General features: G+C 57.5%; 24 protein-coding genes. 10 read left to right on the forward strand and 14 right to left on the reverse strand.

Translation table 11 applies throughout. The annotated features are described in order from the left end of the window. Positions 1 to 42: 42 nt before the first annotated feature. Entirely contained in the window at positions 43 to 1,374 is a 1,332-nt protein-coding gene (glyA, locus tag ACT3TF_RS13045; RefSeq protein ID WP_096276969.1) for a serine hydroxymethyltransferase, read from the reverse strand. Between the two features lie 402 nt (positions 1,375 to 1,776). Between glyA and fdhA the strand changes: the two genes are divergently transcribed. Further along, positions 1,777 to 2,964 carry a formaldehyde dehydrogenase, glutathione-independent gene (gene fdhA / locus ACT3TF_RS13050; protein WP_096276971.1) on the forward strand — a complete coding sequence of 396 codons (1,188 nt, stop codon included), beginning with the start codon at positions 1,777 to 1,779 and terminating at the stop codon, positions 2,962 to 2,964. A 167-nt stretch (positions 2,965 to 3,131) separates the two neighbouring features. On the opposite strand, the gene ACT3TF_RS13055 is transcribed toward fdhA, so the two are convergent. Beyond that, entirely contained in the window at positions 3,132 to 4,238 is a 1,107-nt protein-coding gene (locus ACT3TF_RS13055) for a hybrid-cluster NAD(P)-dependent oxidoreductase (RefSeq protein ID WP_096276974.1), read from the reverse strand. Positions 4,239 to 4,606: 368 nt separating this feature from the next. On the opposite strand from ACT3TF_RS13055, the gene ACT3TF_RS13060 reads away from it, so the two are divergent. Further along, complete coding sequence (locus tag ACT3TF_RS13060) at positions 4,607 to 5,893, forward strand: aromatic ring-hydroxylating oxygenase subunit alpha (RefSeq protein ID WP_441684463.1); 1,287 nt, start codon at positions 4,607 to 4,609, stop codon at positions 5,891 to 5,893. 74 nt (positions 5,894 to 5,967) lie between these two features. Here the strand turns inward: ACT3TF_RS13060 and ACT3TF_RS13065 are convergent, their stop codons facing one another. After that, positions 5,968 to 6,201, reverse strand: a complete 234-nt coding sequence (locus tag ACT3TF_RS13065) for a hypothetical protein (protein WP_096276978.1) — start codon at positions 6,199 to 6,201, stop codon at positions 5,968 to 5,970. A gap of 117 nt (positions 6,202 to 6,318) precedes the next feature. On the opposite strand from ACT3TF_RS13065, the gene ACT3TF_RS13070 reads away from it, so the two are divergent. Together ACT3TF_RS13070 and ACT3TF_RS13075 are read left to right on the forward strand one after the other, a co-directional pair. Next, the gene (locus ACT3TF_RS13070; protein WP_444672343.1) at positions 6,319 to 6,435 is read left to right on the forward strand and encodes a BCCT family transporter; all 117 of its coding nucleotides are present in this window, start codon (positions 6,319 to 6,321) and stop codon (positions 6,433 to 6,435) included. A gap of 71 nt (positions 6,436 to 6,506) precedes the next feature. Continuing rightward, positions 6,507 to 7,394, forward strand: a complete 888-nt coding sequence (locus ACT3TF_RS13075) for a DMT family transporter (RefSeq protein WP_441684461.1) — start codon at positions 6,507 to 6,509, stop codon at positions 7,392 to 7,394. A gap of 202 nt (positions 7,395 to 7,596) precedes the next feature. On the opposite strand, the gene etfB is transcribed toward ACT3TF_RS13075, so the two are convergent. The 7 genes from etfB to ACT3TF_RS13110 all read right to left on the reverse strand — a co-directional run bounded on the left by etfB (position 7,597) and on the right by ACT3TF_RS13110 (position 16,830). Further along, on the reverse strand, positions 7,597 to 8,421 hold the full coding sequence (gene etfB / locus ACT3TF_RS13080) for an electron transfer flavoprotein subunit beta (RefSeq protein ID WP_444672331.1): 825 nt from the start codon (positions 8,419 to 8,421) through the stop codon (positions 7,597 to 7,599). After that, a complete protein-coding gene (gene etfA, locus ACT3TF_RS13085; protein WP_441684459.1) occupies positions 8,411 to 9,688 on the reverse strand; it encodes an electron transfer flavoprotein subunit alpha in 1,278 nt (425 codons plus the stop codon). Before etfA ends, etfB begins: the two co-directional genes overlap by 11 nt. Then, positions 9,685 to 11,706 (reverse strand): (Fe-S)-binding protein, encoded by a 2,022-nt coding sequence (locus tag ACT3TF_RS13090; RefSeq protein WP_441684458.1) that lies wholly within the window; start codon positions 11,704 to 11,706, stop codon positions 9,685 to 9,687. Before ACT3TF_RS13090 ends, etfA begins: the two co-directional genes overlap by 4 nt. Positions 11,707 to 11,787: 81 nt before the next feature. Continuing rightward, complete coding sequence (gene dgcA, locus ACT3TF_RS13095) at positions 11,788 to 13,860, reverse strand: dimethylglycine demethylation protein DgcA (RefSeq protein ID WP_441684457.1); 2,073 nt, start codon at positions 13,858 to 13,860, stop codon at positions 11,788 to 11,790. Between the two features lie 11 nt (positions 13,861 to 13,871). Continuing rightward, on the reverse strand, positions 13,872 to 14,405 hold the full coding sequence (locus tag ACT3TF_RS13100) for a 4-vinyl reductase (protein ID WP_096276990.1): 534 nt from the start codon (positions 14,403 to 14,405) through the stop codon (positions 13,872 to 13,874). A 61-nt stretch (positions 14,406 to 14,466) separates the two neighbouring features. Further along, entirely contained in the window at positions 14,467 to 15,444 is a 978-nt protein-coding gene (locus tag ACT3TF_RS13105; protein ID WP_096276992.1) for a dipeptidase, read from the reverse strand. A gap of 246 nt (positions 15,445 to 15,690) precedes the next feature. Further along, the gene (locus ACT3TF_RS13110) at positions 15,691 to 16,830 is read right to left on the reverse strand and encodes a GlxA family transcriptional regulator (RefSeq protein WP_096276994.1); all 1,140 of its coding nucleotides are present in this window, start codon (positions 16,828 to 16,830) and stop codon (positions 15,691 to 15,693) included. Positions 16,831 to 17,178: 348 nt separating this feature from the next. Here ACT3TF_RS13110 and mscL point away from each other — a divergent pair, with 348 nt between their 5' ends. Beyond that, complete coding sequence (gene mscL, locus ACT3TF_RS13115; RefSeq protein ID WP_096276996.1) at positions 17,179 to 17,694, forward strand: large-conductance mechanosensitive channel protein MscL; 516 nt, start codon at positions 17,179 to 17,181, stop codon at positions 17,692 to 17,694. A gap of 55 nt (positions 17,695 to 17,749) precedes the next feature. Here the strand turns inward: mscL and ACT3TF_RS13120 are convergent, their stop codons facing one another. After that, a complete protein-coding gene (locus ACT3TF_RS13120) occupies positions 17,750 to 19,012 on the reverse strand; it encodes a heme biosynthesis HemY N-terminal domain-containing protein (protein WP_096276999.1) in 1,263 nt (420 codons plus the stop codon). Then, on the reverse strand, positions 19,009 to 20,004 hold the full coding sequence (locus tag ACT3TF_RS13125; RefSeq protein WP_255249082.1) for a uroporphyrinogen-III C-methyltransferase: 996 nt from the start codon (positions 20,002 to 20,004) through the stop codon (positions 19,009 to 19,011). The genes ACT3TF_RS13120 and ACT3TF_RS13125 overlap by 4 nt, the downstream gene beginning before the upstream one ends. 4 nt (positions 20,005 to 20,008) lie before the next feature. Between ACT3TF_RS13125 and ACT3TF_RS13130 the strand changes: the two genes are divergently transcribed. After that, entirely contained in the window at positions 20,009 to 20,341 is a 333-nt protein-coding gene (locus ACT3TF_RS13130; RefSeq protein ID WP_444672332.1) for a hypothetical protein, read from the forward strand. A gap of 165 nt (positions 20,342 to 20,506) precedes the next feature. Here ACT3TF_RS13130 and ACT3TF_RS13135 read toward each other — a convergent pair whose 3' ends face one another. Beyond that, positions 20,507 to 21,286, reverse strand: coding sequence for a uroporphyrinogen-III synthase (locus tag ACT3TF_RS13135; protein ID WP_096277005.1), 780 nt, complete (start codon positions 21,284 to 21,286; stop codon positions 20,507 to 20,509). Continuing rightward, on the reverse strand, positions 21,283 to 22,227 hold the full coding sequence (hemC, locus tag ACT3TF_RS13140) for a hydroxymethylbilane synthase (RefSeq protein ID WP_192536015.1): 945 nt from the start codon (positions 22,225 to 22,227) through the stop codon (positions 21,283 to 21,285). Before hemC ends, ACT3TF_RS13135 begins: the two co-directional genes overlap by 4 nt. A gap of 159 nt (positions 22,228 to 22,386) precedes the next feature. Between hemC and argH the strand changes: the two genes are divergently transcribed. The 4 genes from argH to dapF are packed head-to-tail and all read left to right on the forward strand — an operon-like array spanning position 22,387 to position 26,071. Next, entirely contained in the window at positions 22,387 to 23,793 is a 1,407-nt protein-coding gene (gene argH / locus ACT3TF_RS13145) for an argininosuccinate lyase (RefSeq protein WP_096277009.1), read from the forward strand. Beyond that, positions 23,790 to 23,933 (forward strand): LPS translocon maturation chaperone LptM, encoded by a 144-nt coding sequence (gene lptM, locus ACT3TF_RS13150; protein ID WP_096277011.1) that lies wholly within the window; start codon positions 23,790 to 23,792, stop codon positions 23,931 to 23,933. Before argH ends, lptM begins: the two co-directional genes overlap by 4 nt. Positions 23,934 to 23,966: 33 nt before the next feature. Next, positions 23,967 to 25,238, forward strand: coding sequence for a diaminopimelate decarboxylase (gene lysA, locus ACT3TF_RS13155; RefSeq protein ID WP_096277013.1), 1,272 nt, complete (start codon positions 23,967 to 23,969; stop codon positions 25,236 to 25,238). Beyond that, positions 25,238 to 26,071 carry a diaminopimelate epimerase gene (gene dapF, locus ACT3TF_RS13160; protein ID WP_096277015.1) on the forward strand — a complete coding sequence of 278 codons (834 nt, stop codon included), beginning with the start codon at positions 25,238 to 25,240 and terminating at the stop codon, positions 26,069 to 26,071. The genes lysA and dapF overlap by 1 nt, the downstream gene beginning before the upstream one ends. Position 26,072 lies beyond the last annotated feature (1 nt).

Here is a 26,072-nt window from a genome sequence, read left to right on the forward strand (position 1 = left end):
GTTTCTCCTTGATCGGCTCCGTGGAGCCCGCTGCGGCTATCGTCAGGCGACTGAGGTTGCACTATCGGCCACTTGCTCACTCGTGGTTTGGGCTTGGCCATACACCGGGTAGTGGGCGCACAGATCGGAGACATTTTCGCGCACCTGGTTTTCTACCGCCGTGGTGTCCTGCTGGTCGGTAAGTACATTCAGAATGTCGCAGATCCAGCCAGCTAACTGTTCGCAGTCCGCCTCTACCATCCCGCGAGTGGTCACCGCCGGCGTGCCGATGCGCAGACCCGACGTAACGAAGGGGCTTTGCGGGTCGTTGGGCACGGTATTCTTGTTGACCGTGATATGTGCACGCCCAAGTGCCGCATCGGCATCTTTACCGGTAATGCCTTGCTTGATCAGCGAGACCAGGAACAGGTGATCGTCGGTACCGCCGGAAACGACGTCAAAGCCGCGCTCAACGAAGACGCGGGCCATGGTGCGGGCGTTTTCGATGACCTGGCGCTGATAGTTGACGAAACCCTGATTCATGGCCTCCTTGAACGCGACGGCCTTGGCGGCGATCACATGCATCAGCGGGCCGCCCTGCTGGCCGGGGAATACCGCGCCGTTGAGCTTTTTGTACAGCGTCTCGTCGCCATCGGCCGACAGAATCAAGCCGCCGCGCGGGCCGCGCAGTGTCTTGTGAGTCGTGGTAGTTACGACATGAGCGTGGGGCAGCGGACTTGGGTAGAGCCCGGCGGCCACCAGCCCGGCTACGTGGGCCATATCAACCATCAGATAGGCACCAACTTCATCGGCGATGGTGCGAAAACGACGCCAGTCAACGACCCGTGAATAGGCCGAAAAGCCAGCAATGATCATTTTCGGCTGATGCTCGCGCGCCAGACGATCGACTTCTTCGTAGTCGATCTCACCGGTGCCTTCAACCAAGCCGTACTGGATAGCGTTGTAGTGCTTGCCCGAGAAGTTCGGCGCCGCGCCATGAGTCAGGTGGCCGCCGTGGGCCAGACTCATGCCCAGGATGGTGTCGCCGGGGCTTACCAGCGCCATGAACACAGCCGCATTGGCTTGAGCGCCGGAGTGGGGCTGTACGTTGGCATAATTGGCGCCAAAGAGACTACATGCCCGCTCGATCGCCAGCGCTTCAACCTTGTCGACGAATTCACAGCCGCCGTAATAGCGCTTGCCCGGATAGCCTTCCGCATATTTGTTGGTCAGCTGAGTGCCCTGGGCTTCCATGACCAGTTTGCTGGTGTAATTCTCAGAAGCAATCAGTTCGATATGGGCTTCTTGACGCACTGTCTCTTCAGCAATTGCCGAAGCAAGTGCTGTGTCGTAGTTAGCCAAGCGGGCGTCGGGAGAAAAATTGTTGTGAGCCATCTGCGTCTCCATGCTAGTCGCTTTTTTCGATACGGAAGTCTTTTAGCGTCGGTAATCACATCACCGATCAACGCTATCCTGCAGCGATAGTATCGTTGGGCCTTTCCCCCAAGATGCTTGCCGACGTCACCGCTCGGCGTATTTGCGACATTGGCCTGAATTTTTTATGGGGCTTTATGAGGCGTCGCCCATTTATTGTTCGACGTCGCTTATGAGTAATTGTGGGGGGGCCGGGTGCGTCATGCTGCGGCAACAGGTTGATGTTTTTAGTTGGCCTGCTTGTTCGGAAGCACTTTTCGCAGGTGCTTCAAATACGCCAGCTCGATTCAAGAATAATGATGCCAGCGCAGTTATTGAGAGCGTTCTTGAGACTGCGCCAGTGCCCAGAAGAGAGGATTCCGCATGTCCAACAATCGTGGTGTTGTTTATATCGGCGACGGTAAGGTCGAAGTTCAGGATATCGCCTACCCGAAAATGGAAACGCCCAATGGCAAGCCCATTGATCACGGCGTCATTTTGAAAGTGGTTTCAACGAATATTTGTGGCTCCGACCAGCACATGGTGCGCGGACGGACCACGGCGCCTGCGGGTATGGTGCTGGGCCATGAGATCACCGGTGAGGTGATCGAGAAGGGCAAGGGCGTTGAATTCCTCAGCATTGGCGATATTGTGTCAGTGCCTTTCAACGTGGCCTGTGGCCGCTGCCGTACCTGCAAGGAAGGTCATACCGGCCTTTGCCTGCATGTTAACGATGATCGTGCGGGCGGTGCCTACGGTTATGTCGACATGGGCGGCTGGGTAGGCGGGCAGGCGCACTACGTGATGGTGCCTTACGCCGACTTCAATCTGCTCAAGTTCCCGGATCGCGACCAGGCCATGACTCAGATCCGCGATTTGACCATGCTGAGCGATATTCTCCCGACCGGTTTCCACGGCGCTTTGAAAGCCGGCGTGGGTGCGGGTTCTACGGTTTACGTTGCCGGCGCAGGCCCGGTGGGGCTAGCCGCAGCAGCCTCGGCGCGCCTGTTAGGGGCGGCCGTGGTAATGATTGGTGACTTCAATCAGCAGCGCCTGGAGCACGCTCGCAAGATGGGTTTTGTGCCGATTGATCTGAGCAAGCATGACCGTCTGGGCGAAATGATTGCCGCGGTGGTCGGCGAGCCCAGCGTTGACAGCGCCATTGATGCAGTCGGTTTTGAGGCGATCGGACACGGCGGTAAGGAGCAGCCGGCGGTGGTGCTTAACCAGATGATGGAAGTTACCCGTGAGGGTGGCTCCATCGGCATTCCGGGGCTTTACGTGACCGAAGATCCGGGCGCAACCGAGAAAGCCGCGCAAACTGGTAATCTGAGCCTGCGCTTTGGCCAGGGCTGGGCCAAGGGGCTCTCTTTCCATACAGGCCAGACGCCGGTGGTACAGTACAACCGCCAACTGATGCAAGCCATCCTGCACGGGCGCTTGAACATTGCCGAGATCGTTAATGCGCAGGTTATTTCGCTTGAAGATGCACCGACCGGCTACGAGCAGTTCGATGCGGGCGTGGCGAGCAAGTTTGTACTCGACCCCCATGGAATGCTGGGCGTTGCCTAATTAAGCGTCGAAAGAACGGTTAATCAACGCTGAAAATGCTCATGGCCAAAGGCCATGAGCATTTTTTTGTGTCTGCTTATGGTGAGTTAGCGGCATAAAAAACGGATACCGAAGCACGTCGGTATCCGCTTTTGGCAGACCTGCTTGAAGAGCATCGGCTTGCCGCGTTAGAAATCGACCACCAGATCGCCTTTCGGTTTGCTGCAGCAGGACAGGATGTAGCCTTCTTCAATATCCTCGTCGGTAATGCCGCCGTTGTGTTCCATTTCCACTTCACCGGATTTCAGTTCCACCCGGCAAGTGCCGCAGATGCCCATACCGCAGGCCTTGGGAATATGCAGGCCCAGCTTGGCCGCCGCCGCGTGCACCGTCTCGCCTGGCTGAATACGCACGCTTTTGTTCGATTGGGCGAATTCGATATTGATCAGGTCCTCGGGCTCGGCCTGCTCGGCTGCCACTTCGGCCTGTTCGGCAAGCTCCAGGACATCTTCCTGAACGTCCATCGGCGTGGCGCCAAACGACTCTTCATGGTAGTGATCCATGTCGTAGTTGTTAGCGCGTAAAATCGCCTTGATGGCGTTCATATAGGGCGTCGGGCCACAGCAGAATATTTCTCTTTCCAGAAAATCCGGTGCCATCAGCTCAAGCATGGGCTGGGTCAGAAAGCCCCGGTAGCCGGCCCACGCCTCGCCAATATCGTCTTTCTTTTCGCACACGATATGCAGCTTGAACTCGGGAATACGCGAGAACATATGCACTAGCTCGCGGTGATAGATGACGTCACGTGGCGCCCGTGCACTGTGAATAAACTCGACGTCTACGTTGGCATTGGTATCGAAGAACCAGCGGGTCATCGACATCAGTGGGGTAATGCCCACTCCGCCGGAGAGGAACAGCACCTTTTCGGCAGGAAAGTCGATTGAGTTAAAGTTACCCACCGGGCCATGGACTACCAGCTCGTCGCCTACCTTGAGGTTGGCGTGCAGCCAGTTGGAGACATGGCCGCCTGGCACCTGCTTGACCGTGATTGAAAAACTATAAGGCACTGAGGGAGAGCTTGAGATCGTATAGGAGCGCATGATCGGCTGAGTGTCTATTTCAAGCTCCAGCGTCACAAACTGGCCCGGCTTGAAGAAGAACATTACCGGCTGTTCAGCCATAAAGCAGAACGTGCGAACGTCAAAGGTTTCCTGAATGATCTTGACGCACCGCACATGGTGGCGACCGTTGGTCCAGGTCTGGGTAGTGACGGGATTGAAGAAGTTCATTGTCATCGTCGTCTCAATATGGCTGTGCTATCGGGTTGCCTTCACCGGCCCGTCCTGTTTGCACGGCCCAGCACCATTACCCTGCATTCTGGGTACGCGCTTTGCGGCCAGCTTGCCTGTTAGCGACACACGCTTACCTTGCAACACCTTCTGCTGATCAAAAATCTCCGCTTACGTCGTCGCCACGCCACATAGTGTCGTGGGCAGATAATTGACGGCAAAAGCCCTGCACCACAATCCATCAATAAGTAACAAGCGCTGCGCGCTTCACACAATCGCCAGGTTACGCAACTTAACAACAAGACAATCACGTTTGGTTAACGACCCTGTCGCCGTCCTGAGTAAGGGAGGCGGTGTTAAAAAGGATATCTGGTATGAACAAGACAATGGATTACACACACAACGACCCACTGGCATTCATGCGTGAAGCGACGGTTGATATGCTGCAGTCCCGGGCGAGCGCCTTTTCTCTACCCCAACCGTTCTACAACGATGCCCGCCTGTTTGCGCTCGATATGCAGGAAGTCTTTGAAAAGGAATGGCTATTTGCGGGCATGACCTGTGAGATCCCGGCCAAGGGCAATTTCATGACGTTAGAGATCGGTGACAACCCGATTGTTATCGTGCGCGGCGGCGAAGGTCAGATTCATGCGTTTCATAACGTATGTCGCCACCGCGGTTCACGGCTGTGCACCAAGGACAAGGGTAAAGTCGCCAAGCTGGTGTGCCCCTACCACCAGTGGACCTATGAGCTCGATGGCCGGTTGCTGTTTGCCGGAAGCGATATGGGCACTGACTTCGATCTTAATCAGTTTGGTTTGAAGCCCGTCAGCGTGTGTACCGCCGGCGGCTTTGTGTTTATCAACCTGAGTGATAACCCGCCGGCCATCGATGATTTTCTGGTCACCCTTGAGCATTACCTTGAGCCGTACCAGATGGATAACGTCAAGGTCGCCGCTGAGTCGAGCATTATCGAGCAGGCTAACTGGAAGCTGGTCATCGAAAACAACCGTGAGTGCTACCACTGTAACGGCGCGCACCCAGAGCTGCTTAACTCGCTGATCGAGTTTGACGATACCGAAGACCCGCGTGCGACAGATAAGTACAAGGATCTGGTAACCCGCAAGCAGGCCGACTGGAACGGCGAGCAGATACCCTGGCAGCTAAAACGCTTTGGCAAGCGCAATCGCGTGACGAGAACGCCGCTACTCGATGGCGTGGTCTCCATGACCATGGACGGCAAGCCGGGCTGCCAGAAGCTCATGGGCCGGCTGACCAGCCCGGATATGGGATCGCTGCGCATTCTGCACCTGCCCAACTCCTGGAACCATTTCATGGGTGATCATGCCGTGGTGTTTCGGGTGTTGCCGCTCGGCCCACAGCAAACCATGGTCACCACCAAATGGCTGGTGCATAAGGATGCGGTGGAAGGCGTGGATTACGATCCTGAAAACATGCGCCACGTATGGGATGCCACCAACGATCAGGATCGCCAACTGGTGGAAGAGAACCAGCGCGGCATCAATTCAAAGGCCTACCAGCCGGGGCCTTATTCACAAACCTATGAGTTTGGGGTTATCGACTTTATCGACTGGTACGCCGAGTGCATGCTCACCAACTTGGGCAGCGATAGCGTAGCGCTACAGTTGGCCCAGGGCTAGAACGCTTTTATAACAAACGGGCCCGTGCTGGCGGGCCCGCTGTCAGGCGCTATTTATCCATTACTGATTAGCCATCACTCAAAGGGCAGGAAACGCTCAATTGCTTGGCGTACCGACGGTAGCATGATGGCTTGCTGTGCCATGAGTTCGTGGACCAGTGCAGGGAGTCCTGGAACCGCTTTTTGCTGATGCGCCTGTGCCGCGATACGCGCACATGTATCGGGGTCGGCACCATCAGGAATATCGATACCCAGCGCGGTTAGGCGCGCTCGAAAATCGTCACCATCAATCAGTTCCACAATCATCATGACGGCACCCTCTCACGTGTTGGTCGTTTGGCCTGTCAGTGTACCCGTAACTGGCCGCTAATACCCCGTTGGGCGTTGCCAAAAGCTGGTCGATGGTTGTTCATGATTGCAGGCAATATGTTTGTGGTGTTCTGTCTCGTGTTGATCTGTTTGCCACTTGGGCGGATACGCCTGGGCGGCAGCAAAGCGAAACTGGAGTACTCGCGCATCTCCTGGTCTCCCCTAAGCCAGTGATCCACTGTTACGCTTAACCGCTCGCCCCTTCGGTGGGCGGTTATCTTTTTTGCCGATCAGGAGTCAGACCCATGCAGCTAAGTGCTTATCAACGCGGCTTGCTTATGGTGGTACTGGGGGTGATATTCCTCAGCTTTGATGGCCTGCTGATTCGCCTTGCCGATACTGATGGCTGGACCATCGTGTTCTGGCGCGGTTTTTTGATGTTCAGCGTGCTGGGGTTGTTGTCCCTTGTAGGCAATCGGCTGGTCAGGCTGCGCGTCAATCCGTTCGCCTCACTGGTCTCGGCAATACTGCTTGGGCTGATTTCGGCGCTTTTCGTGCTGGCGGTGATGAACGCCAACGTAGCTAACGTGGTGGTGATTCTTAGTACCGCGCCTCTGTTCGCCGCGCTGTTTTCGCGGGTTTTTCTCAACGAGCGTGTTGCCTTGCGAACGCTGGTGGCGATTGTCATCAGCATGCTAGGCATGAGCCTGGTCTTTATGGGCGAGGGCGCCACGGGGATGCTGGTGGGCAACTTGTATGCCCTGGCGGCGGCGCTGGCAATCGGGGGCAATCTGACGGTGCTGCGTTGTTATCCAAATATTGACCGTATCGTGGTGATTGCCGGCGGGGGCTTGCTTTCGGCGGCTATTGCATTGCCCTTGGCTGCGCCGTTTTCGCTGGATGTCCCGCGCTACGGCGTACTCGCGGTGATGGGGCTTATTCAGATGCCGCTGGCCACGGTGCTAATCAACAGCGCTACCCGCTATCTGTCATCGACAGAAGTGGCACTTTTCTATTTGGTGGAAACAGCGCTGGGCACGTTGTGGGTGTGGTGGTGGCTGGGCGAGGAGCCTACGGCCTCGACGCTGGCGGGCGGGGCGGTGGTTATCACCGTTTTGGTGGTGCACGCGGGGATCGGCCTGCATCGTGAAAGGCAGCGTTTGCGGCTGTATCCGGGGTTTGTGGGTAAATAACCAAAAACCGAAGGAGGAGGGCTTGAACCCGAGAGGGAATGCCGAAGATGCAGGGGCATTTTTCGGCCATGGCTAAAGACCCCCGCTACGGGTTACTCCTGACCACGCCGAGCATCGTGCAGAATCTGGCCAGTTCCAAACTGTTCAGCCCGCCTTGTTAGGCGGGTTGAACGGTTGTGAAAGGTGACGTAGAAGAGAATGCCTAACGCAGCACCCCTTCTTCCTTGAGCAGCTTGAAGATCGCCTCGGCTCCCTGTTCCGGGGTGACGTCGTTGAGCGTTTGCCCGCCGCCACTACCGGCTTTGGCAGCTGCTGCCTTGAAGCGGTCACGCGCCGATGACGACTTGACGATCTTGAGCCGTTTAGGGCGCTTGCACGCTGGCTGAATGTGCCACGTGGCCAGGTCTTCGTCGATCTCGCTGGGCGCTTGCTGATGCGCTAGCTCGCCGCGTTTGGCTGGGCCAAACGCGCTCTGGCGTGCCGGAGGCGCGCTGCTGTCGACGGTGGCAATCGCCGGTAAGCGAATACGCAGGCGCCGCCGCTTGCCGCGGGGTAGGGCCTGAAGCACTACCGCCGTTCCCTGCTCGATTTTCTCGACCGCGGCCAGGCCGGTAATGATCGGCCAGCCAAGCGCCTCGGCCAACAGGTACGGCGTCACGCCCGAGGCCTCACCGGTTTCGGCGCGGGTGCCGGTCAGCACCAACTGCGGGGTGCTTTCGCGCAGTGCTTTCGCCAGGGCGGGTACCACATCGGCCTGGGGACTCTGTTCGATCAGGCCGACCGAGTCGATGCCCATGCCGAGATAGCCGCGGATGGCCTCTTCATGGTCGCTGTCCTGTTGGCCTGCATGTAGCAGGCTGACCGAGGCGCCTGTCAGCATCAGGGCCATTTCCACCGCTCGGGCGTCCTGGTCAGCGCGCCGCGTTCGTGCAGTCAGCGGGTGGCGGCCTACCGAGACCAGTACGGTCACGTTCAGGCTGCTGGCATTCGAGTGGCTAACACTGGTGTTACTGGCATCATGCGGCATCGCGATTCTCCTGCTGTTCGGCGCGGTACTGCTCCATGCGCGCGACAAGGGCCGCGAGGACCTGACTGGCATCGCCGATTACGCTCAGATCAGCACGTTTGACCATATCGCACCCTTCATCCAGGTTGATGGCCACGACCTTATCGCAGCTCTGAATGCCTTGAAGGTGCTGGATGGCGCCGGAAATCCCCACCGCCATATAGACTCGGGCGGAAACCCAGGTGCCGGTCGCGCCCACTTGGCGATCCCGTGGCATAAAGCCATCATCCACCGCCACGCGTGAGGCGCCCTTAGTGGCACCGAGCACTTCGGCGGCGTGGTGATAGCTGTCCCAATCTTTGACGCCGTTACCAGCGGAAAGAATAAACTCGGCTTCAGCAAGCGACACGCTGGCCGGGTCAACCGCCACTTCGCCCATGTCCTCAATCCGCCTGAGCATGTCGGGAAGCCCGTGCGAAAGAGCGATCGGCTCAGCCGCATGGCGGGTTTCGCTGACCGGGTCGGCGCACTCGGCCAAGGCCATCACAATACGTGGCAGGGCGCGGGTAATATCGTTTCTGCCCGCTGCGCCGCGTGCGGTACAGCGCCAGCCTGTCGCGCTTTTTGTCTCGGCCTCAACCTGCCAGACCTGAGCGGCTGGGCGCTCGCCAAGCCTCGCGGCCAGCCGCCGCCCCAGCTCTCCGCCAATGGATGAGTCAGGCAGCAGCCAGTAGCGGGGCGCCGTTTCACGGTCCACCCCCTGCAAGGTGGCGACGCTAAGCTCCGGCAAGTAGCCCGAGAAGCGTTCGCCCTCCAGGTGCAGCAACCGATCAATGCCTGCCTCGCCAAAGGCGATTTCTTTATGTTCGCCAAAGACGATAGCCAGCACGGCGCCGGGCTGGGTCACATCGGCATCGGCCAACTGCCGGGCCAGGCCCAGCAAGTCGCGATCGTGAGACGAAAGACGCCCACCGGTCATATCGGGCACTACCGCCACCATAAATGCTGGAGTATCGATAGCCACCGGGCGGCGTGCATCCTTGGACTCAACACTGCGTCCCGGCGACTGGGCCGCCTGTTGAACGCCGCTGCGGTCGACCCGTCGGATGCCGTTGGGCCCGATAAAGCCGACTGCGTGCGGGTTGCGGCGTATGACGCCGTTAGGCCCCATCCATTCACTGGCTACGGCGCCTCCGCCGAGTTCAGCCAGCACCTCAAGGTGCTGTGGGTGCAGACGGTTACGGGCGATCCACTCCTTACGAGGGTCGCGACGAACAAGCTCGCTCATGGCGTTACCTCCTCGACAGTGCGCGGTGCTGCTGATGCGGGCTTGCTTTGGGCCGCCTTTTCGTCAGGCGTTTTGATGATCAGCGCATCGGCGACCAGTTCAGCGATATCCTTGATGTCGGCGCGGGGCTCAACCACGCCTTCCAGCATGGCAGTACACTGCGGGCAACCTACTGCGACCAGATCGGCACCCGTTTCGCGAACGTCTTCCATGCGCATATCAGGAATACGCTGCTTGCCGGGGATGTCGGTAATCGGCGCGCCGCCACCGCCACCGCAACAGCGGGAGCGATAGCCGGAGCGGGCCATTTCCTTAATCTCGATACCCAACGCCTTGAGCACGGAGCGCGGTGCTTCGTATTCACCGTTATAGCGGCCTAGATAACAGGGGTCGTGATAAGTGACGCTGCCACCTTTCCAGGCCTTGAGCATGAGCTTGTCGTCTTCCAACAGCTGGTTGAGATAAGTACTGTGGTGGAAGACGTCGTACCGGGCCGGCATGTCAGCGGTGCCGAGATCGGCGTACTCGTTTTTAAGCACATGGAAACTGTGCGGGTCGCAGGTCACGATGCGCGCGAAGCGGTATTGGCTTAGAGTGTTGATATTGCGCCGCGCCAGGGTCTGGAACGTGGCCTCATCGCCCAGGCGGCGGGCCACATCGCCGCTGTCGCGCTCTTCATTACCCAGCACGGCAAAGTCGACTCCCGCAGCACGCAGTACGCTGATAAACGCGCGCAGCGTACGCTGGTTGCGCATATCAAACACGCCGTCGCCCAGCCACAGCAGCACATCGGCTTCGCGCTTGTCGGCCATCAGCGGCAGATTCAAATCCGCGGCCCAGTGCAAGCGAGAGTCGGGGTCGAACCCGCCAGGGTTGTCGGTGGCTATCAGGTTATCCAGTACTTCGGCGCCCTTGTTAGGCGTATTGCCGTGCTCCAGGGTCAGAAAGCGGCGCATGTCCACGATGGCGTCCACGTGCTCGATCATCATCGGGCACTCTTCAACGCAGGCCCGGCAGGTAGTGCATGACCATAGCGTTTCGGCATCCACCAGCGCGCCACCGTCACGGCCGACGATGGGGCCATGAGGGCTGCCGTCGTGCTCGCCCACCGGCTTGCCGGGGTAGGGGGAGCCTGCGTAGTTCGCATCGCTGCCGCCGGCCATGCCGACGACCATGTCTTGAATCAGCTTCTTGGGATTGAGCGGCTGCCCGGCGGCAAAGGCGGGACAGACCGCTTCACAGCGCCCGCACTGTACACAGGCATCAAAGCCCAGCAGTTGGTTCCAAGTGAAGTCAGCCGGTATCTCAACGCCCAGTTTTGCATGGTCGTCATTCAGTGCTAGCGGCTTGAGTCCGGTGGAGCGATGCTCACCGCCGTTGCGCTTTGAAAAGCGCTCGGGACGACGGTGGAAGGCCAAGTGAAGAGCGCCGGCAAAGGCATGCTTCATCGGCCCGCCCCAGGTCATGCCGAAGAACATTTCACCCAGCCCCCACATGATGACCGCGGCCAGTGCGAGCGCGGTGAACCAACCCACACCGCTTTGGAAAACGCCTTCCGGCAGAATGCCGGCGGTGGGCAGGGTGACCACGAACATACCCACCGAGAACGCCATCAGGCTTTTCGGCAGGCGCATCCAGGGCCCTTTAGAAAGCCGCGATGGCGGCGGACTGCGTCGCTTGGCGACCAGAATGCTACCCACAAGCATGCTGGTCGTCGCGGCCAGGAGCACCCAGGCAAGGATGGCGCTGTCTAGGCCAAAGCCGTGGACGATAATCGCCAACAGCGCAGCCAGCACGAAGCCACCGGCGGTGGCCACGTGGGTGTGGGAAATGTACTTGTCCCGCTCAACGACGTGGTGTAGGTCGACCAGGTAGCGTCTGGGCACCTGCATCAGCCCCTTGAAAACGGGCACGCGAGAGGGCCGCCCCTGGCGCCATAGTCGAACGCGGCGAACCGCACCGATGGCAGTCAGCAGTAGCGCAGAAAAAAGCAGAATCGGCAAAAGGGCATCAAGCATGGCGTCTCTCCTCTCAGAGACACCGTAAGGTCTGAATCATGGGCCTTACGACCCATGAGTTCAGCTTACAGCGTTATTGTTTCAGAAGTCTTTGCACAGTCGCAGCGCATCGTAGATGGCCGCATGCGTGTTGCGTGGCGCGGTGCAGTCACCCAGACGGAACAACAAGAAGCCATCGCCGCTTTCAGACAGGCAGGGCTGGGGCTTGATCGCGTAGAGCGCTTCGAGATCCATCTGGCCCTTGTTACGCGACTGCTCCTTGAGGCTGTAGTAGAGCGTTTCATCGGGGCGCACGCCGTTTTCCACCACGACCTGATCGACCACACGCTCTTCCTGGGCGCCGGTGTACTCGTTCTCAAGCACCGCCACCAGCGAGTCACCTTCGCGGTACACCTTATGCAGCGCGAGGTCCGAGGTCATGATCACCTCTTTCTCGTAGAGGCTGCGGTAATAGGTTGGGAAGGTGGTGCCGCCTACCGCGGCTCCCGGCTTGATATCGTCGGTGACGATCTCGACCTTTGATCCTTTGTCGGCCAGGAAATCCGCCACCGATACGCCGGAAAACTCGCAGATGGTGTCGTAGACCAGCACATTCTTGCCGGGCGCCACGTTGCCGTTGAGAATGTCCCAGGTGCTGACTACCAGGCTTTTATCGCTGTCGCTGTCGTAGCCCCACTCCGGCACTTGCGAAAGAAACGGCTGACCGCCGGTTGCCAGGATCACTACGTCCGGACGCAGATCTGCAAGAGTGTCCTCGTCGGCGCGAGTACCCAGGCGTAGGTCAATCTCCAGGCGCGTCAGTTCCAGCTGGTACCAGCGCGTGATACCGGCAATCTGATCGCGCTGCGGCGCTTTTGACGCCAGCGTAATCTGGCCGCCGATCTGCTCCTGTGCTTCGAACATTGTGACGTCGTGGCCGCGCTCGGCGCAGATACGTGCCGCTTCCATGCCGGCAGGGCCGCCGCCCACGATGACCACCTTGCGTTTGGGGCCGTCGCTTTTCTCAATAATATGCGGCAGTCCCATGTATTCACGCGAGGTCGCGGCGTTCTGAATACACAGCACGTCGAGCCCTTGGTACTGGCGGTCAATGCAGTAGTTGGCGCCCACGCACTGCTTGATCTGGTCGATCTGACCCATCTTGATCTTGGCGATAAGGTGCGGGTCGGCAATGTGGGCACGCGTCATGCCCACCAGGTCCACATAACCACCTTCAAGAATGCGCTGGGCCTGATTGGGGTCCTTGATATTCTGGGCATGAATGACCGGAACGTTGACCACTTCCTTTATGCCCGACGCCAGGTGCAAAAACGGCTCCGGTGGGTAGGACATGTTGGGAATAACGTTGGCTAAGGTGTTGTGGGTATCGCAGCCCGAGCCGATCACGCCGAAAAAGTCGACTTTGCCGGTGGCATCATAATAGGCAGCGATCCGCTTCATTTCTTCGTGATCAAGGCCATCCGGGTGGAATTCGTCACCGGTGATACGCATGCCCACCACGAACTCGTCACCTACCTCGGCGCGCACCGCCTTTAGCACTTCCATACCGAAGCGCATACGGTTCTCGAAGCTGCCACCCCATTCGTCGGTACGCTTGTTAACACGCGGGCTCCAGAACTGGTCGATCAAGTGTTGGTGCACCGCAGAGAGTTCGACCCCATCCAGGCCGCCTTCCTTCGCCCGGCGCGCGGCCTGGGCAAAGTCACCGATGATGCGCCAGATATCTTCCTCTTCGATGGTTTTGCAGGTCGAACGGTGAACCGGTTCACGGATACCTGATGGTGACACCAGCGTCGACCAGTCGTGTCCATCCCAGCGCGAGCGGCGCCCCATATGGGTAATCTGAATCATGATTTTGCCGCCATGCTTGTGCACAGCGTCGGCTAGATTCTGGAAGTGAGGGATGATGCGGTCGGTCGAGAGGTTGACCGAACTCCACCAGCCCTGGGGGCTGTCGATGGAAACAATCGACGAGCCGCCACAGATGCACAGCCCACAGCCGCCCTTGGCCTTCTCTTCGTAGTATTTTACGTAACGGTCCGTGGTCATGCCGCCATCGGTGGCGTAGACCTCTGCGTGGGCCGTACTGACCACACGGTTACGAATGGTCTGACTGCCGATCTGGATCGGCTTGAACAGTGCCTCGAATGCCATGGCATTGATCCTCAGTTCACGGGCGTGACAACAAACAGACCGTTATCGTGGCCTTCTTCGGCACCACTCTGGGTCTGTTCGGCAACAGTGCGCAGCGTACTGTCGCGAGCACTCAGAATCTGATCCATGGCACCGGCAAACCAGCCGGTAAACATGTATTCGATTTTACGATTCACCTTGCCCATCTGGTAGACGAATGCGCTGTGCTCAAGGCGTACGCGCGCGGTACCTGCATCAAGGTCGATCTCTTCGGTAATGAAGATGCCCCAGCCGCGCTGGGAGAGGCGTTTCATGTAGTGCTCGAACACGTCCACGTCTTCTAGCCCGTGAAGTTCGGCCTCTTTCTCACACCAGTGCCAGGCACTTTTGTAGCCCGCCTGGTAAAGAATCTCGGCATATTTTTCGGCACCCAGCGCCTCTTCAACGGCCACATGGTTGTTGATGAAGAAGTGACGCGGGACATACAGCATCGGCAAGGCATCGCTCGTCCAGATACCGGTTTCACTGTCGACTTCAATGGGGAGTTCGGGAGCAGTCTTGGTCACGGTCGTCTTCCTTAAACTTATATTTGTAAGAGCGTTTGGCTGTTCAAGGACTTCTAGGCCCTTATTCGCCCCAGACGTCTTTTAGGGTTCTGACCCAGTTCTCGCCCATGATTTTTCTGACCTGGGACTCGCTCATCCCTCGCTTTAGAAGCGCTTCTGTCAGATTGGGAAATTCACCGATGGTGCGGATGCCTTCGGGGTTGATGATCGTGCCGAAACTGGTCAGGCGACGGGCGTAGCCCTTGTCATGGGTCAGCCACTCGAAGAAGTTCTGGTCATGGCCCTGAGTGAAGTCGGTGCCGATGCCGATGGCGTCTTCACCCACGATATTCATGATGTACTCGATCGCTTCACAGTAGTCGTCGATGGTTGAATCAACGCCTTTCTTGAGAAACGGGGTGAACATGGTCACGCCGACAAAGCCGCCGTGGTCGGCGATGAACTTAAGCTCTGCATCGGACTTGTTGCGGGGGTGTTCCTTTAGGCCTGATGGCAGGCAGTGCGAGTAGCACACCGGCTTTTTGGATTCGAGGATGACTTCTTCAGAGGTCTTGGCGCCCACGTGGGAAAGATCGCACAGCATGCCGACGCGGTTCATTTCCGCGACGATCTCGCGTCCAAAGCCAGACAGGCCGCCGTCACGCTCGTAGCAGCCGGTGCCGACCAGATTCTGGGTGTTGTAGCACATCTGCACGATGCCCACGCCGAGCTCCTTGAAGATCTCGACGTAGCCGATTTGATCTTCAAAGGCGTGGGCATTCTGAAAGCCGAAGATGATACCGGTCTTGCCTTCTTTCTTGGCGCGCATAATGTCGGCGGTGGTGCGAACCGGGCGTACCAGGTCGCTGCACTCTGCCATTAGCTTTTTGGACGCCACGATATTGTCGACCGTTGCCTTGAAGCCTTCCCAGACCGAGACAGTGCAGTTGGCTGCAGTCAGGCCGCCACGACGCATGTCTTCAAGTAATTCGCGGTTCCATTTGGCGATAATCAGGCCGTCAATGACGATGGCATCTTGGTGCAACTCAGCAGGGTTCATAGCGTAGCTCCAGAATTGTTTATATAGGAAGCATAGCGTTGCCCTGCTGCTGATCAGCTCTTGGAAACGACGACGGAAATTCCAAAAGCGTCATTAGGCGAAATGCACGCGTGGCAAATATGGCAAGTAGGCGGGTTAAGCGATACAAAAGAGGCAAGGGCGCGAAAGGGGGCGCAATATGACCGAGGGTCTAACGAAAAAGAGCTGCCTTTTGGGCAGCTCTGATAGCAATGATGACAGACCCCGTCAGGTGACGAGCGGTACGCTGGCAAAGGTCGGCTCACCTTGAGCATAGGCAAGCGCCAGAAGAGCACTTGATGCCGGTTCGCTGCTCGCCGGTTCTACGCCCCAACGCTTGAGCAGTGGCGGCGATTTTTCCTGATGTTTTGGGCAGGAATGAATGCCCAGGCGTTCGTCGCGCGGCGGAACGCCGAAGCACTCGCGATAGCACTTGGAAAAATGCGGGGTTGAAACAAAGCCGCACACAGAGGCAATCTCGATGATTGAGAGAGGCGTCTGTTTGAGTAACTGACGTGCCCGCACCAGTCGCAGCTTGAGATAATACCGGGAGGGCGAGCAGTGCAGATAGCGCTGGAAAAGCCGCTCCGACTGGCGCCGCGAGACGCCAACGTAGCTGGCCAGTTCGTCGAGCTCAAGCGGCTCTTCCAGGTTGGACTCCATCAGCGCAACGATGTCCAGCAGCTTGGGCTGTGTCGTGCCCAGCACATGCTTTAACGGCACGCGCTGCTGATCCTGCTCGTTACGCATGCGCTCGTAGATGAACATCTCGGAGATGCCTGCAGAAATCTCTTTGCCATGATCGTGAGCGATCAGGTTGAGCATCATATCCAGCGGCGCCGTGCCTCCAGAGGCGGTAAAACGGTCGCGATCAATAGAGAACAGCCGTGTCGTCAGCACAATCTTTGGAAATGCCTCCTGAATAGAGGCCAGGCACTCCCAGTGAATGCTGGTTTCGTAATGATCAAGCAGACCTGCCTGGCCTAACGCCCAGCTACCCGTACAGATAGCGCCTAAGCGACGTAGCTGGCGCGACTGTGCCTGCAGCCAATGTAGATGATCACGGCTGACACTATGCTGAGGGGCAACGCCGCCACAAACCACCACCCAATCCAGCGACAGCGGTGCGTGCATTGAGGCATCTGGCGTTACATGCAGGCCGTCACTTGCGCGAACCGGGGAGCCATCCTGAGTAAGGGTGTACCAGCGGTAAAGCTCGCGTCCAGCCAACTGGTTTGCCATGCGCAAGGGCTCAATCGCTGACGCTAGAGAGATAAGCGTGAAGTTGTCCAACAGCAGAAAACCGAGGGTTTGCGGAACGTTCGAGTGACCTACAGTCGTTGGGTTTTTTACTTGATTAATAGTCATGGTCTATACCTCTATCACCTAAACGTCATTGATTTTATTTTTATTATCGTTTTATATCGCCGGCGTTTTTTTCTGGGTCCCTGCGCTAGATACTTACTGCCTACAATGCATATTGGCACGGATGACACTTATACTGACAAAGCAATCTTAAAAGCAATTCAATCGATGTCGCAAATAGAATGCTGGAAGTCGCCTCTGAGGCAATTAATGTGGATGTAAGGCGAGCATCAGTGATGAATGAAACGTTCGTTTCAACGTTAAGCGTCGTTTCGATAAGGCATTGAGCCAAAAGGTTTTACATCTAAAAACGCTATAATCTAATAAGCTAAGCAATGAAAGGAGATATCAATGGCCAAGCTTTTCAAGGAGTTCCGCGAGTTTGCGGTTAAAGGTAACGTTGTGGATATGGCGGTGGGGATCATTATCGGCGGCGCTTTTACGCTGATCGTACAAAGCCTCGTCAAGGATGTAATGAATCCTATTATCGGCCTACTGGTGGGGGGAGTCGATTTCTCCAACCTCTTTGTCGTGCTCAGTCAGGGCGCCGTTGCAGGCCCTTATCCCACCTTGGCGGCCGCTCAGGTGGCCGGAGCAGTCACCCTAAACGTTGGGCTATTTATCAATGCGGTGGTCAGCTTCACGATTGTGGCTTTCGTTGTTTTTATGCTGGTAAGAACGATTAACCGCTTAAAGCGTGAAGAGGTGGAATCACCCAAAAGCCCGGTTGAGAAGCCCTGCCCGCACTGCCTCATGACCGTGCCTATCAAAGCCACTCGCTGCGGCCACTGCACCTCCGAGTTGCCTGTACCCACAGAGGCAGAACAGCAGTCTCTTAATACAGCGTCGACGCCATTACAATCTTAATGGTTCGTTATAAAAACGGGTGCCCAAAAGGGCACCCGTTTTTATGCAGCTTACTTTAAGCGCGTTTTTTAGCTACTTTCGTGTCAGGGGTTTGGCTATCACTGGCATCGCTTGGCTGGGGCAGCGAGGGCAGCGATTTAGCCAGCATTTCAACGCTGTGACGATAGTACAGCTGGCTCTTGTTGTGTTCACCCATACTGGCGTAAAGACGGGCAAGCTCGGCGCATACCTCACCGTTGGGGCGCTGGCGCTGGCTGGCTTCGAAGTATTCCAGCGCTTTTTCCCATTTGCCGGTGCGCAGAGACAGCCGGCCACAGGTCAATAGTAGCTCCGGATCATTAGGTCGCTCTTGCAGCCATTTCTCTGCTTTTGCCAACTGTCGTGCTGGGTCAACCTTCAGCAGGCCGTAGCGTTTTACTAAGCGTGCATCCCAGTGATGGTCCAGCGAATGATTAAGCAGGCGCTCGGCAATAAACTCTTCATTGGCTTGAATCAGTGCTTCGCAATAAATAGCGATAAGCTCCGTATTGCCGCGCATATAGTCAGGCATATCCGCCCACAGCCCACGCACACGCTCAACGTTGGTTGGGTTTTTGGCTTCAAAGATAATCAGCTCACGGTAAGCTTTAAACTCTAGCTGCTCGCGCTCTGATTGAGAAATCAGCTTTTGCGCCGCCAGCCGTGGAATCAAACGCCGCAGGCCTTCCCAGTCGTTGACGCTCACATGCACTTGTTTCAGCAGCTTGAGCACCTGCGGGTGGTTAGAAAGCTTTTTGTCCAGTCGATTCAAAATCGCCAGGGCTTCTTCGGGCTGCTGGCGCTCAATCATCATTTGCGCCTGCATTAGGCCAACGGCCGTATCCGCGCCTTGCGTTGAAAGCTGTGCCTGGTTGAGGTGCTCTTGAGACTTAGCGTGGTTGCCTTGGTAGTGGGCGGCCAGCGCCGCTGATAGGTAATTAACCAGCGGCGTACTGGAATCATCGGCAGCGTTAGCCAAGGTTTTCTCGGCTTTTTTCCAACGACCTTCGGTTAGCGCGACGAGGCCACGCACAGTGCGCTGCATAGCGCGGCGATTGCGTGCACGACTGTTCCAACTGCGAAAACGGCCCATCGGGCGAATGATGCCGCTTAGCAAGCGCAGGACGAAATGAAGGACAATAAACGCGGCAAACAGCAATACCAGGCCAAACCAAAACGAGGTTTGTATGGAGGAATCGCCAACGCGGATGAGCCAGTAGCCGGGCACCGCCATCATCATCTGCCCAAATAGGGCACCGACGGCAAGGCCAGCGACAATCAGCAGAACAAGCTTTCTCATGCATCACCTCCGCTTTGGCCACGCGTTTCATGGCGGTTCTCAATAAAACGCGTGAGTTCCTGCTGAGAAGCGCTGATATCCGGCAGCTCCGGCTTTATCTCGGTCTGCTGAAGCTCTTGAAGGCGCGCGATAACATTTTGCGTTTCTTCGCGGTCGGTATCGTAATAGTCGTTCAGAAGCCCCAGTGCTTTATCAAGGCTGGCCTGATACAGGTCCTGCTCTTCTTTTAGCAGCGCTAGCTGGGATTGCTCCAAGATTAAGCGCAGGCTCTGGCGCAGGTACGACTCTTGCTCGGGCGTCACAAGTGCTTCCAGCGCTTCATCGTGATGGCGAATCACCACCAAGTCTTTCAGCTCTTGACCGAAGCGTGCTAACTGGCGCTGGAACGTACCGGTCGGTGGCTGTTCGATGCCGGAAGTGACTGCGCGTTCTTCAATCTCTTGCGAAAGCCGCAGGTTGGCAACCTGCTCCTGCTGAGCATTCAGCGCTAAGTAGAGGCCGGTGCGGTCAACCTGGGGTACGCCATCAAGGGCGGCTAGCTCATTGGCAATCTCGCGGCGTACCGGCGTCAACGCGGGATTTTCCGCATCGACAAGGCGCGCGTCAGCGGTGCGCAGCAGCGCAGCAGCGCCGTTAACATCGCCCTCTAACTGCAGACGTTGATTCGCTAGGCGCAGCAGATACGCGGCTTCGGCATGCAGCCAATCGCGCTCGTCGGTGTCCTGCTCCTGGGAAAGTTGATCCAGCACCTGGCCCAAGGTCTCATCGACTTCGCTACGGTAGCTGCCAAATTCGTCGCGCAGCTCGCTGAGCGTACCTTGCAGGGCCTCATCGCGCTCTGCTTCGCCGCCGTCTAGGCGCGACGCCAGATCGCTCACCGACTGTTGCGATGCATTACTTTCGGTCTGCTGGGTCAGTTCATCAATACGCTGCTGCTGGTTCTCAAGGCGCTGCCAGCCCTGCCAGGCGACGAGGGCCAATACGATAGCCACGATAATGATCAGCACAATAGCGAAGAGGCTGCCCTTACCGCCACCGCTGCCTTTACCCGCATTGCTGGGCGGTGGCGTACCACCGGACGAAGATTTTGATGGCGTTGGTTTTGGGGGTGTCGGCGTTGCTGATGCCGTGCTGGGTGATGATGCGGTACTTTGTGCGGGCGAAGGTGAACTTGTGGCCTGGGAAGATGAACTTGGCGCGGCAGTGCCTGTCGACGAGGGTGTGGCCGCCGTGCTGGCTGCCGACGAAGCTGCGCTGTTGGCGCCGCCTTTTCCACGCCGCCGCGAACGATGGTTGTTAGCACCACTTTGGTTATTAGCACCGCTTTGAGGGGGCGGCGGTGAACTCGGCGGTGTAGTCGGCGTGCTGGGCTCAGACGTGCGGCTAGTCGCAGCGGCCGTGTCGGTCGTTTTAGGGATGCCTTGAGAGGCATCGGCGGATGTCGGTTGAACATCGCCCTGATCATTTACTTGTTTGCTCATCTGTCGCTAGCCCTTAGTAAGTTCCTTGATCGACATCGGCACCCTGTGGGTCGCAAGTCTCCAACGCCGCTATCAACGCAGCCGACGTTGCTCCAGACGCCACCTTGAGGTTACAAAAACCTAGTATGCCAGCCAGTGTAGCCAAACGGCGACTGGAAACGATTAGCGGTTGGTTGAAAGCCGCCTGATTGCACCATTTTGCCAGATGTTCCAGCAGTTCGCTGCTGGTGACGATCAACGCCCGATAATTACCTGAAAATAAATACGCCTGTAGGGCGGGTGCAAGGGGCTGAAGCGTACGTCGGTAAACGGCGATGCGGCTTACCTTTGCTCCCCGCGCGGTGAGCGTTTCTGCCAGCAGAGTTCTGCCGCCTTCACCTGCCACTAATAGAATACGCTGATGCGCCAGCTGCTGCAGCGACGCCAGTGCCAGCAGCGCTTCGCTGGTGTCTTCCCTCGCATCGGCTGGGGGCACGTGTACGCGCACACCCAGCTGATCATAAAGCGTGCTCGCGGTAGCGCTACCGACGCTGTAGTAGTCAATCCCCACGGGAAGCTGCGGCCAGTAGCGGTCTAATGCCTCGGCCAAGCAAACGGCGGCGAAGGGGCTAATAACGATTATCTTATGGTACTGATCAATATCTAGCCATGTGCTGCGCATGGCAGCATTTTCTGGCAACGTTTCCAGCTGCATCACATTGAGTGATTCAACGCTTCCGCCCTGGCCGCGTAGCGCCGCGGCGAGCGCTTCTCCGCGCTCACCAGGGCGGCAGATCAGTACTGGCTGGCTCATATTTCTCGACCGTAAACCTCTTCCAAAATATCACCTGCGCCTTGGTCGAGCAGGTCTTCTGCAACGCGAATGCCCAGCGCCTCAGGCTCATGCATTGAGCCGCTGCCTTCGGCGCGAAGCACTTCTGTACCCTCTGGGTTTCCCACTAAGCCGCGTAGCCACAGCGTTTCGTTGGCAAGGTCTAGCACTGCGTGTCCGGCGATAGGCACCTGACAGCCACCGTCGAGTCGTGTATTCATCGCTCTTTCTGCGCGTACCCGGGTGGCAGTGTCAGGATCATCCAGTGGTGCGAGCAGGTTGATAAGCTCAGGATCATGCAGGCGGCACTCAATGCCTAGCGCGCCTTGACCACAGGCAGGCAGGCATACTTCCGGCGGCAACGCCTGGGCAATTCGCGCGTTCAGGCCCAACCGTTGTAGACCGGAAGTGGCGAGAATAATGGCATCAAAATCGCCGGCGTCTAATTTGGCGAGTCGTGTTTGCACGTTGCCGCGCAGATTAAGAATTTGTAGGTCAGGACGGACTTCGCGCATTTGCAGGCCACGGCGCAGGCTAGCAGTGCCAATGCTCGCCCCTTCAGGCAGCTCATCGAGGCTTGCGTAGTGGTTAGACACAAACGCATCGGTAGGGTCGGCCCCTTCCAAAATGATCGAGAGGCCTAATCCTTCAGGAAAGTTCATCGGCACGTCCTTCATGGAGTGGACGGCAATATCGGCACGGCCATCAAGCATCGCATCTTCAAGTTCTTTAACGAACAGTCCTTTCCCACCAATCTTAGAAAGCGGCGTATCGATTATTTTATCGCCCTTAGTAGAAAGGGGGACAAGTTCGACCTCAAGGCCGCTGTGCTCTGCCATTAAGCGGTCACGAACGTACTCAGCCTGCCACATGGCCAGTTGGCTTTTACGCGTGGCAATGCGCAATTTGGTAATTGATAGCACGTTATTCTCCCCTATACCGCAGACACGGCGACTCACACTATGATACCCCTATCATAAAGCACCGGGCGCCACAGTAAAAACGGCATGCCGCTGAGCGGGGCGACTCTGGTACACTTTCCGTCAACGACTCCATTGTTTTGTCAGCAGGATATATCTCCGATGAGCCAAGCTACGAATCAGTCTTGGGGCGGTCGCTTTAGCGAGCCCACCGATGCCTTTGTTGCCCGTTTTACCGCGTCTGTCACCTTTGATCAGCGCCTAGCCCGCCAGGATATTCAGGGCTCCATTGCCCATGCCACCATGCTGGCCCGCGTAGACGTACTGACCGATGACGAGCGCGACGCCATTATCAACGGCCTGAACGAGATTCAGGGCGAGATCGAGCGCGGCGAATTCAACTGGTCGGTGCCGCTTGAAGACGTGCACATGAACATCGAGGCGCGGCTGACCGACAAGATTGGTATTACCGGCAAGAAGCTGCACACCGGGCGTTCGCGCAACGACCAGGTAGCCACCGATATTCGCCTGTTCATGCGCGATGAAATCGACGTCATTGAAGTAGAGCTTAAGCGCCTGCGCGAAGGCATGATTGAGCTGGCTGATCGTGAAGCCGATACGATTATGCCGGGCTTTACTCACCTGCAAACGGCTCAGCCGGTAACGTTCGGCCACCATATTTTAGCGTGGCAAGAAATGCTGTCGCGGGATCATGAGCGTCTGTTGGATTGTCGCAAACGCGTCAACGTGATGCCGCTGGGCGCCGCTGCCCTAGCGGGAACGACCTATCCGATTGATCGCCACGTCACCGCAGAGCTTCTAGGCTTTGATCGCCCGGCGGAAAATTCGCTAGACGCCGTGTCAGATCGTGACTTCGCGATCGAATTCACAAGCTTTGCCAGTATTTTGTTGATGCATCTATCGCGCATGAGCGAAGAACTGGTGCTGTGGACCAGCGCTCAGTTCAACTTTATCGATCTGCCCGACCGCTTCTGCACCGGCTCATCCATTATGCCGCAGAAGAAAAACCCGGACGTGCCCGAGCTGGTGCGCGGCAAAACCGGCCGTGTGTACGGCCATTTAATGGCGCTGCTGACGCTGATGAAATCCCAGCCGTTGGCTTACAATAAAGACAACCAAGAAGATAAAGAGCCGCTGTTTGACGCTGTGGATACCGTGCGCGACTGCTTGAAAGCCTTCGCCGATATGGTGCCTGCCATTGAGCCGAAAAAAACCAGCATGTATGAAGCGGCGCGGCGTGGGTTTTCGACCGCGACGGATCTTGCCGATTACCTGGTTCGCAAAGGTGTTGCTTTCCGCGATGCCCATGAAATTGTCGGTCACTCGGTGGCCTACGGTCTTAAAACGGAAAAAGACCTCTCTGAAATGAGTCTTGATGAGCTCAAGCAGTTCTCCGACATCATTGAGCAGGATGTTTTCGAGGTGTTGACCCTTGAAGGTTCAGTGGCCGCGCGTAATCACATTGGCGGCACCGCACCGAATCAAGTGCGTGCTGCTGCCCAGCGCGCGCGCGATGCGCTGAGCGCACTCAAGGCGGGTGCTGCATGAAAACGTTAGCACTGATGGTACTGCTGGTGGCAAGCCTGGCCGGTTTAGCCGGCTGTGGGCAAAAAGGGCCGCTTTATCTGCCGGACGATGCGCCCGCCATCGAACAGTCTGACGAGCAGCCTAGCCGCGCGGCTGAATAGAGCGCCGTTGGCCTAGGAAAAGGGGAGAGTCACATGGATTATTTTAACTACCGCGATGGCGTGCTGTACGCCGAAGATGTGCCGCTGTCACGGATTGCTAACGAACACGGCACGCCTTGCTACGTCTATTCAAAAGCGACCTTTGAACGTCATTTTCGGGCCTATACTGAAGCGCTGGGCAGTCATCCGCATCTGATTTGTTACGCAGTAAAAGCCAACTCTAACTTGGCGGTGCTGGGACTGCTCGCCAAGCTTGGCGCAGGGTTTGATATTGTCTCGATCGGCGAACTTGAACGCGTGCTTAAAGCCGGCGGTGATCCGGCTAAGGTGGTGTTTTCCGGCGTAGCCAAGCAGCCCCACGAAATGGTCCGCGCGCTAGACGTGGGCATTAAGTGTTTTAACGTCGAGTCGCGCCCAGAGCTTGAGCGTTTAAATCGCGTTGCGGGCGAGCAGGGCAAGGTGGCGCCGGTGTCTCTGCGGGTCAACCCAGACGTTGACGCGGGTACGCACCCGTATATCTCGACGGGTTTGAAAGATAATAAGTTTGGCATCTCGATAGACGAAGCGTTGGCGGCCTATGAGCTAGCCGCCAGTTTGCCTAATCTTCAGGTCAAAGGGTTGGACTGCCATATCGGTTCGCAGCTAACCGAAACGGCTCCGTTTTTGGATGCACTGGAGCGGCTGCTGGTACTGATGGAGCGCCTGCGTGAGCGAGGCATCGAAATTGATCACCTCGACTTAGGCGGCGGTTTGGGCGTCACCTATCGCGATGAAAAGCCACCCCAGCCGTTTGATTACGCTAGCCAGTTGTTGGCACGGCTATCGCGCTGGGAAGGTGGTGAAGCACTGACGCTACTGTTTGAGCCAGGACGCTCGATTGCTGCCAATGCTGGCGTAATGCTGACGCGCGTTGAGTTTCTCAAGCCCGGTGAGACCAAAAACTTCGCCATTGTGGATGCGGCGATGAACGATTTGATTCGCCCTGCGCTGTATCAAGCATGGCAAGCAATTGTGCCGGTCGACACCCGCGAGGCGCGCGAGACTGCGCTTTACGACGTGGTTGGCCCGGTATGCGAGACCGGCGACTTCCTGGGTAAAGAGCGCGAGCTTTCGATCGCGGAAGGCGACCTGCTGGCGGTGCGCTCGGCGGGCGCCTACGGCTTTGTGATGGCTTCAAACTACAATAGCCGTCCTCGCGCCGCGGAGCTTATGGTCGATGGCGACAGCTGCCATGTCGTCCGGGCGCGTGAAACCGTGGCGAGCCTGTGGGCCGGCGAAGCGTTGCTACCCGAAGGGGAACGCTGATGCTTCTGCACTTCACCAAAATGCATGGCTTGGGTAACGACTTTGTCATGGTGGATCTCGTGACGCAGCGCGCCCGGCTGGACGAGGCGCAAATTCGCGCGCTGGCAGACCGCCGTTTCGGCATTGGCTTTGACCAGCTGTTAGTGGTCGAGCCGCCCCGCGACCCGGACATGGATTTTCGCTACCGTATTTACAATGCGGATGGCAGTGAAGTGGAAAACTGCGGCAACGGAGCGCGCTGCTTTGCTCGCTTTGTACGCGATCAGCGGCTGACGCATAAACATGAAATTCATGTGGAAACCGCGGGCGGGGCGCTGGTATTAACCGTGCAGCTTGATGGAATGGTGCGTGTTGATATGGGGCGTCCGCGGTTTAGCCCCCTGGCTTTGCCCTTTGATGCGCCGGGCGACCAGCCGCTGCACCGGCTAGATGTGGGCGATGACACGCTGCAGATTGGCGTCGTCTCAATGGGCAATCCCCATGCGGTGCTGCAGGTCGAAAGCGTTGATAGCGCGCCGGTCGAGCGGCTTGGGCCGTTGGTTGAGGCGCATCCTCGTTTTGCTAAGCGTGTTAACGTAGGCTTTATGCAGGTACTCTCACCTAGCGAAATACGCCTGCGCGTCTATGAGCGCGGCAGCGGCGAAACGCTAGCCTGCGGTACGGGTGCCTGCGCGGCAGTGGCCAGCGGCATTCGTCAGGGGCTGCTGAAAAGCCCTGTGAAAGTGCATTTACCCGGTGGCGAACTCAGCATTGAATGGCCCGACCCTGAAGGGTCGCTGACAATGGTGGGACCGGCTACGCGCGTCTTTGATGGCCGTGTAGCACTCAATTAAC

The sequence above is a fragment of the Halomonas sp. AOP25-F1-15 genome, assembly GCF_052378675.1.
GTDB lineage: Bacteria > Pseudomonadota > Gammaproteobacteria > Pseudomonadales > Halomonadaceae > Vreelandella > Vreelandella casei.

Bases quoted from the DNA above. Each gene is read 5' to 3' on its own strand.
- glyA (WP_096276969.1), bottom strand. From the start codon at position 1,374: ATGGCTCACAACAATTTTTCTCCCGACGCCCGCTTGGCTAACTACGAC.
- fdhA (WP_096276971.1), top strand. From the start codon at position 1,777: ATGTCCAACAATCGTGGTGTTGTTTATATCGGCGACGGTAAGGTCGAA.
- ACT3TF_RS13055 (WP_096276974.1), bottom strand. From the start codon at position 4,238: ATGACAATGAACTTCTTCAATCCCGTCACTACCCAGACCTGGACCAAC.
- ACT3TF_RS13060 (WP_441684463.1), top strand. From the start codon at position 4,607: ATGAACAAGACAATGGATTACACACACAACGACCCACTGGCATTCATG.
- ACT3TF_RS13065 (WP_096276978.1), bottom strand. From the start codon at position 6,201: ATGATGATTGTGGAACTGATTGATGGTGACGATTTTCGAGCGCGCCTA.
- ACT3TF_RS13070 (WP_444672343.1), top strand. From the start codon at position 6,319: ATGTTTGTGGTGTTCTGTCTCGTGTTGATCTGTTTGCCACTTGGGCGG.
- ACT3TF_RS13075 (WP_441684461.1), top strand. From the start codon at position 6,507: ATGCAGCTAAGTGCTTATCAACGCGGCTTGCTTATGGTGGTACTGGGG.
- etfB (WP_444672331.1), bottom strand. From the start codon at position 8,421: ATGCCGCATGATGCCAGTAACACCAGTGTTAGCCACTCGAATGCCAGC.
- etfA (WP_441684459.1), bottom strand. From the start codon at position 9,688: ATGAGCGAGCTTGTTCGTCGCGACCCTCGTAAGGAGTGGATCGCCCGT.
- ACT3TF_RS13090 (WP_441684458.1), bottom strand. From the start codon at position 11,706: ATGCTTGATGCCCTTTTGCCGATTCTGCTTTTTTCTGCGCTACTGCTG.
- dgcA (WP_441684457.1), bottom strand. From the start codon at position 13,860: ATGGCATTCGAGGCACTGTTCAAGCCGATCCAGATCGGCAGTCAGACC.
- ACT3TF_RS13105 (WP_096276992.1), bottom strand. From the start codon at position 15,444: ATGAACCCTGCTGAGTTGCACCAAGATGCCATCGTCATTGACGGCCTG.
- ACT3TF_RS13110 (WP_096276994.1), bottom strand. From the start codon at position 16,830: ATGACTATTAATCAAGTAAAAAACCCAACGACTGTAGGTCACTCGAAC.
- mscL (WP_096276996.1), top strand. From the start codon at position 17,179: ATGGCCAAGCTTTTCAAGGAGTTCCGCGAGTTTGCGGTTAAAGGTAAC.
- ACT3TF_RS13120 (WP_096276999.1), bottom strand. From the start codon at position 19,012: ATGAGAAAGCTTGTTCTGCTGATTGTCGCTGGCCTTGCCGTCGGTGCC.
- ACT3TF_RS13130 (WP_444672332.1), top strand. From the start codon at position 20,009: ATGATCAGCACAATAGCGAAGAGGCTGCCCTTACCGCCACCGCTGCCT.
- ACT3TF_RS13135 (WP_096277005.1), bottom strand. From the start codon at position 21,286: ATGAGCCAGCCAGTACTGATCTGCCGCCCTGGTGAGCGCGGAGAAGCG.
- argH (WP_096277009.1), top strand. From the start codon at position 22,387: ATGAGCCAAGCTACGAATCAGTCTTGGGGCGGTCGCTTTAGCGAGCCC.
- lptM (WP_096277011.1), top strand. From the start codon at position 23,790: ATGAAAACGTTAGCACTGATGGTACTGCTGGTGGCAAGCCTGGCCGGT.
- lysA (WP_096277013.1), top strand. From the start codon at position 23,967: ATGGATTATTTTAACTACCGCGATGGCGTGCTGTACGCCGAAGATGTG.
- dapF (WP_096277015.1), top strand. From the start codon at position 25,238: ATGCTTCTGCACTTCACCAAAATGCATGGCTTGGGTAACGACTTTGTC.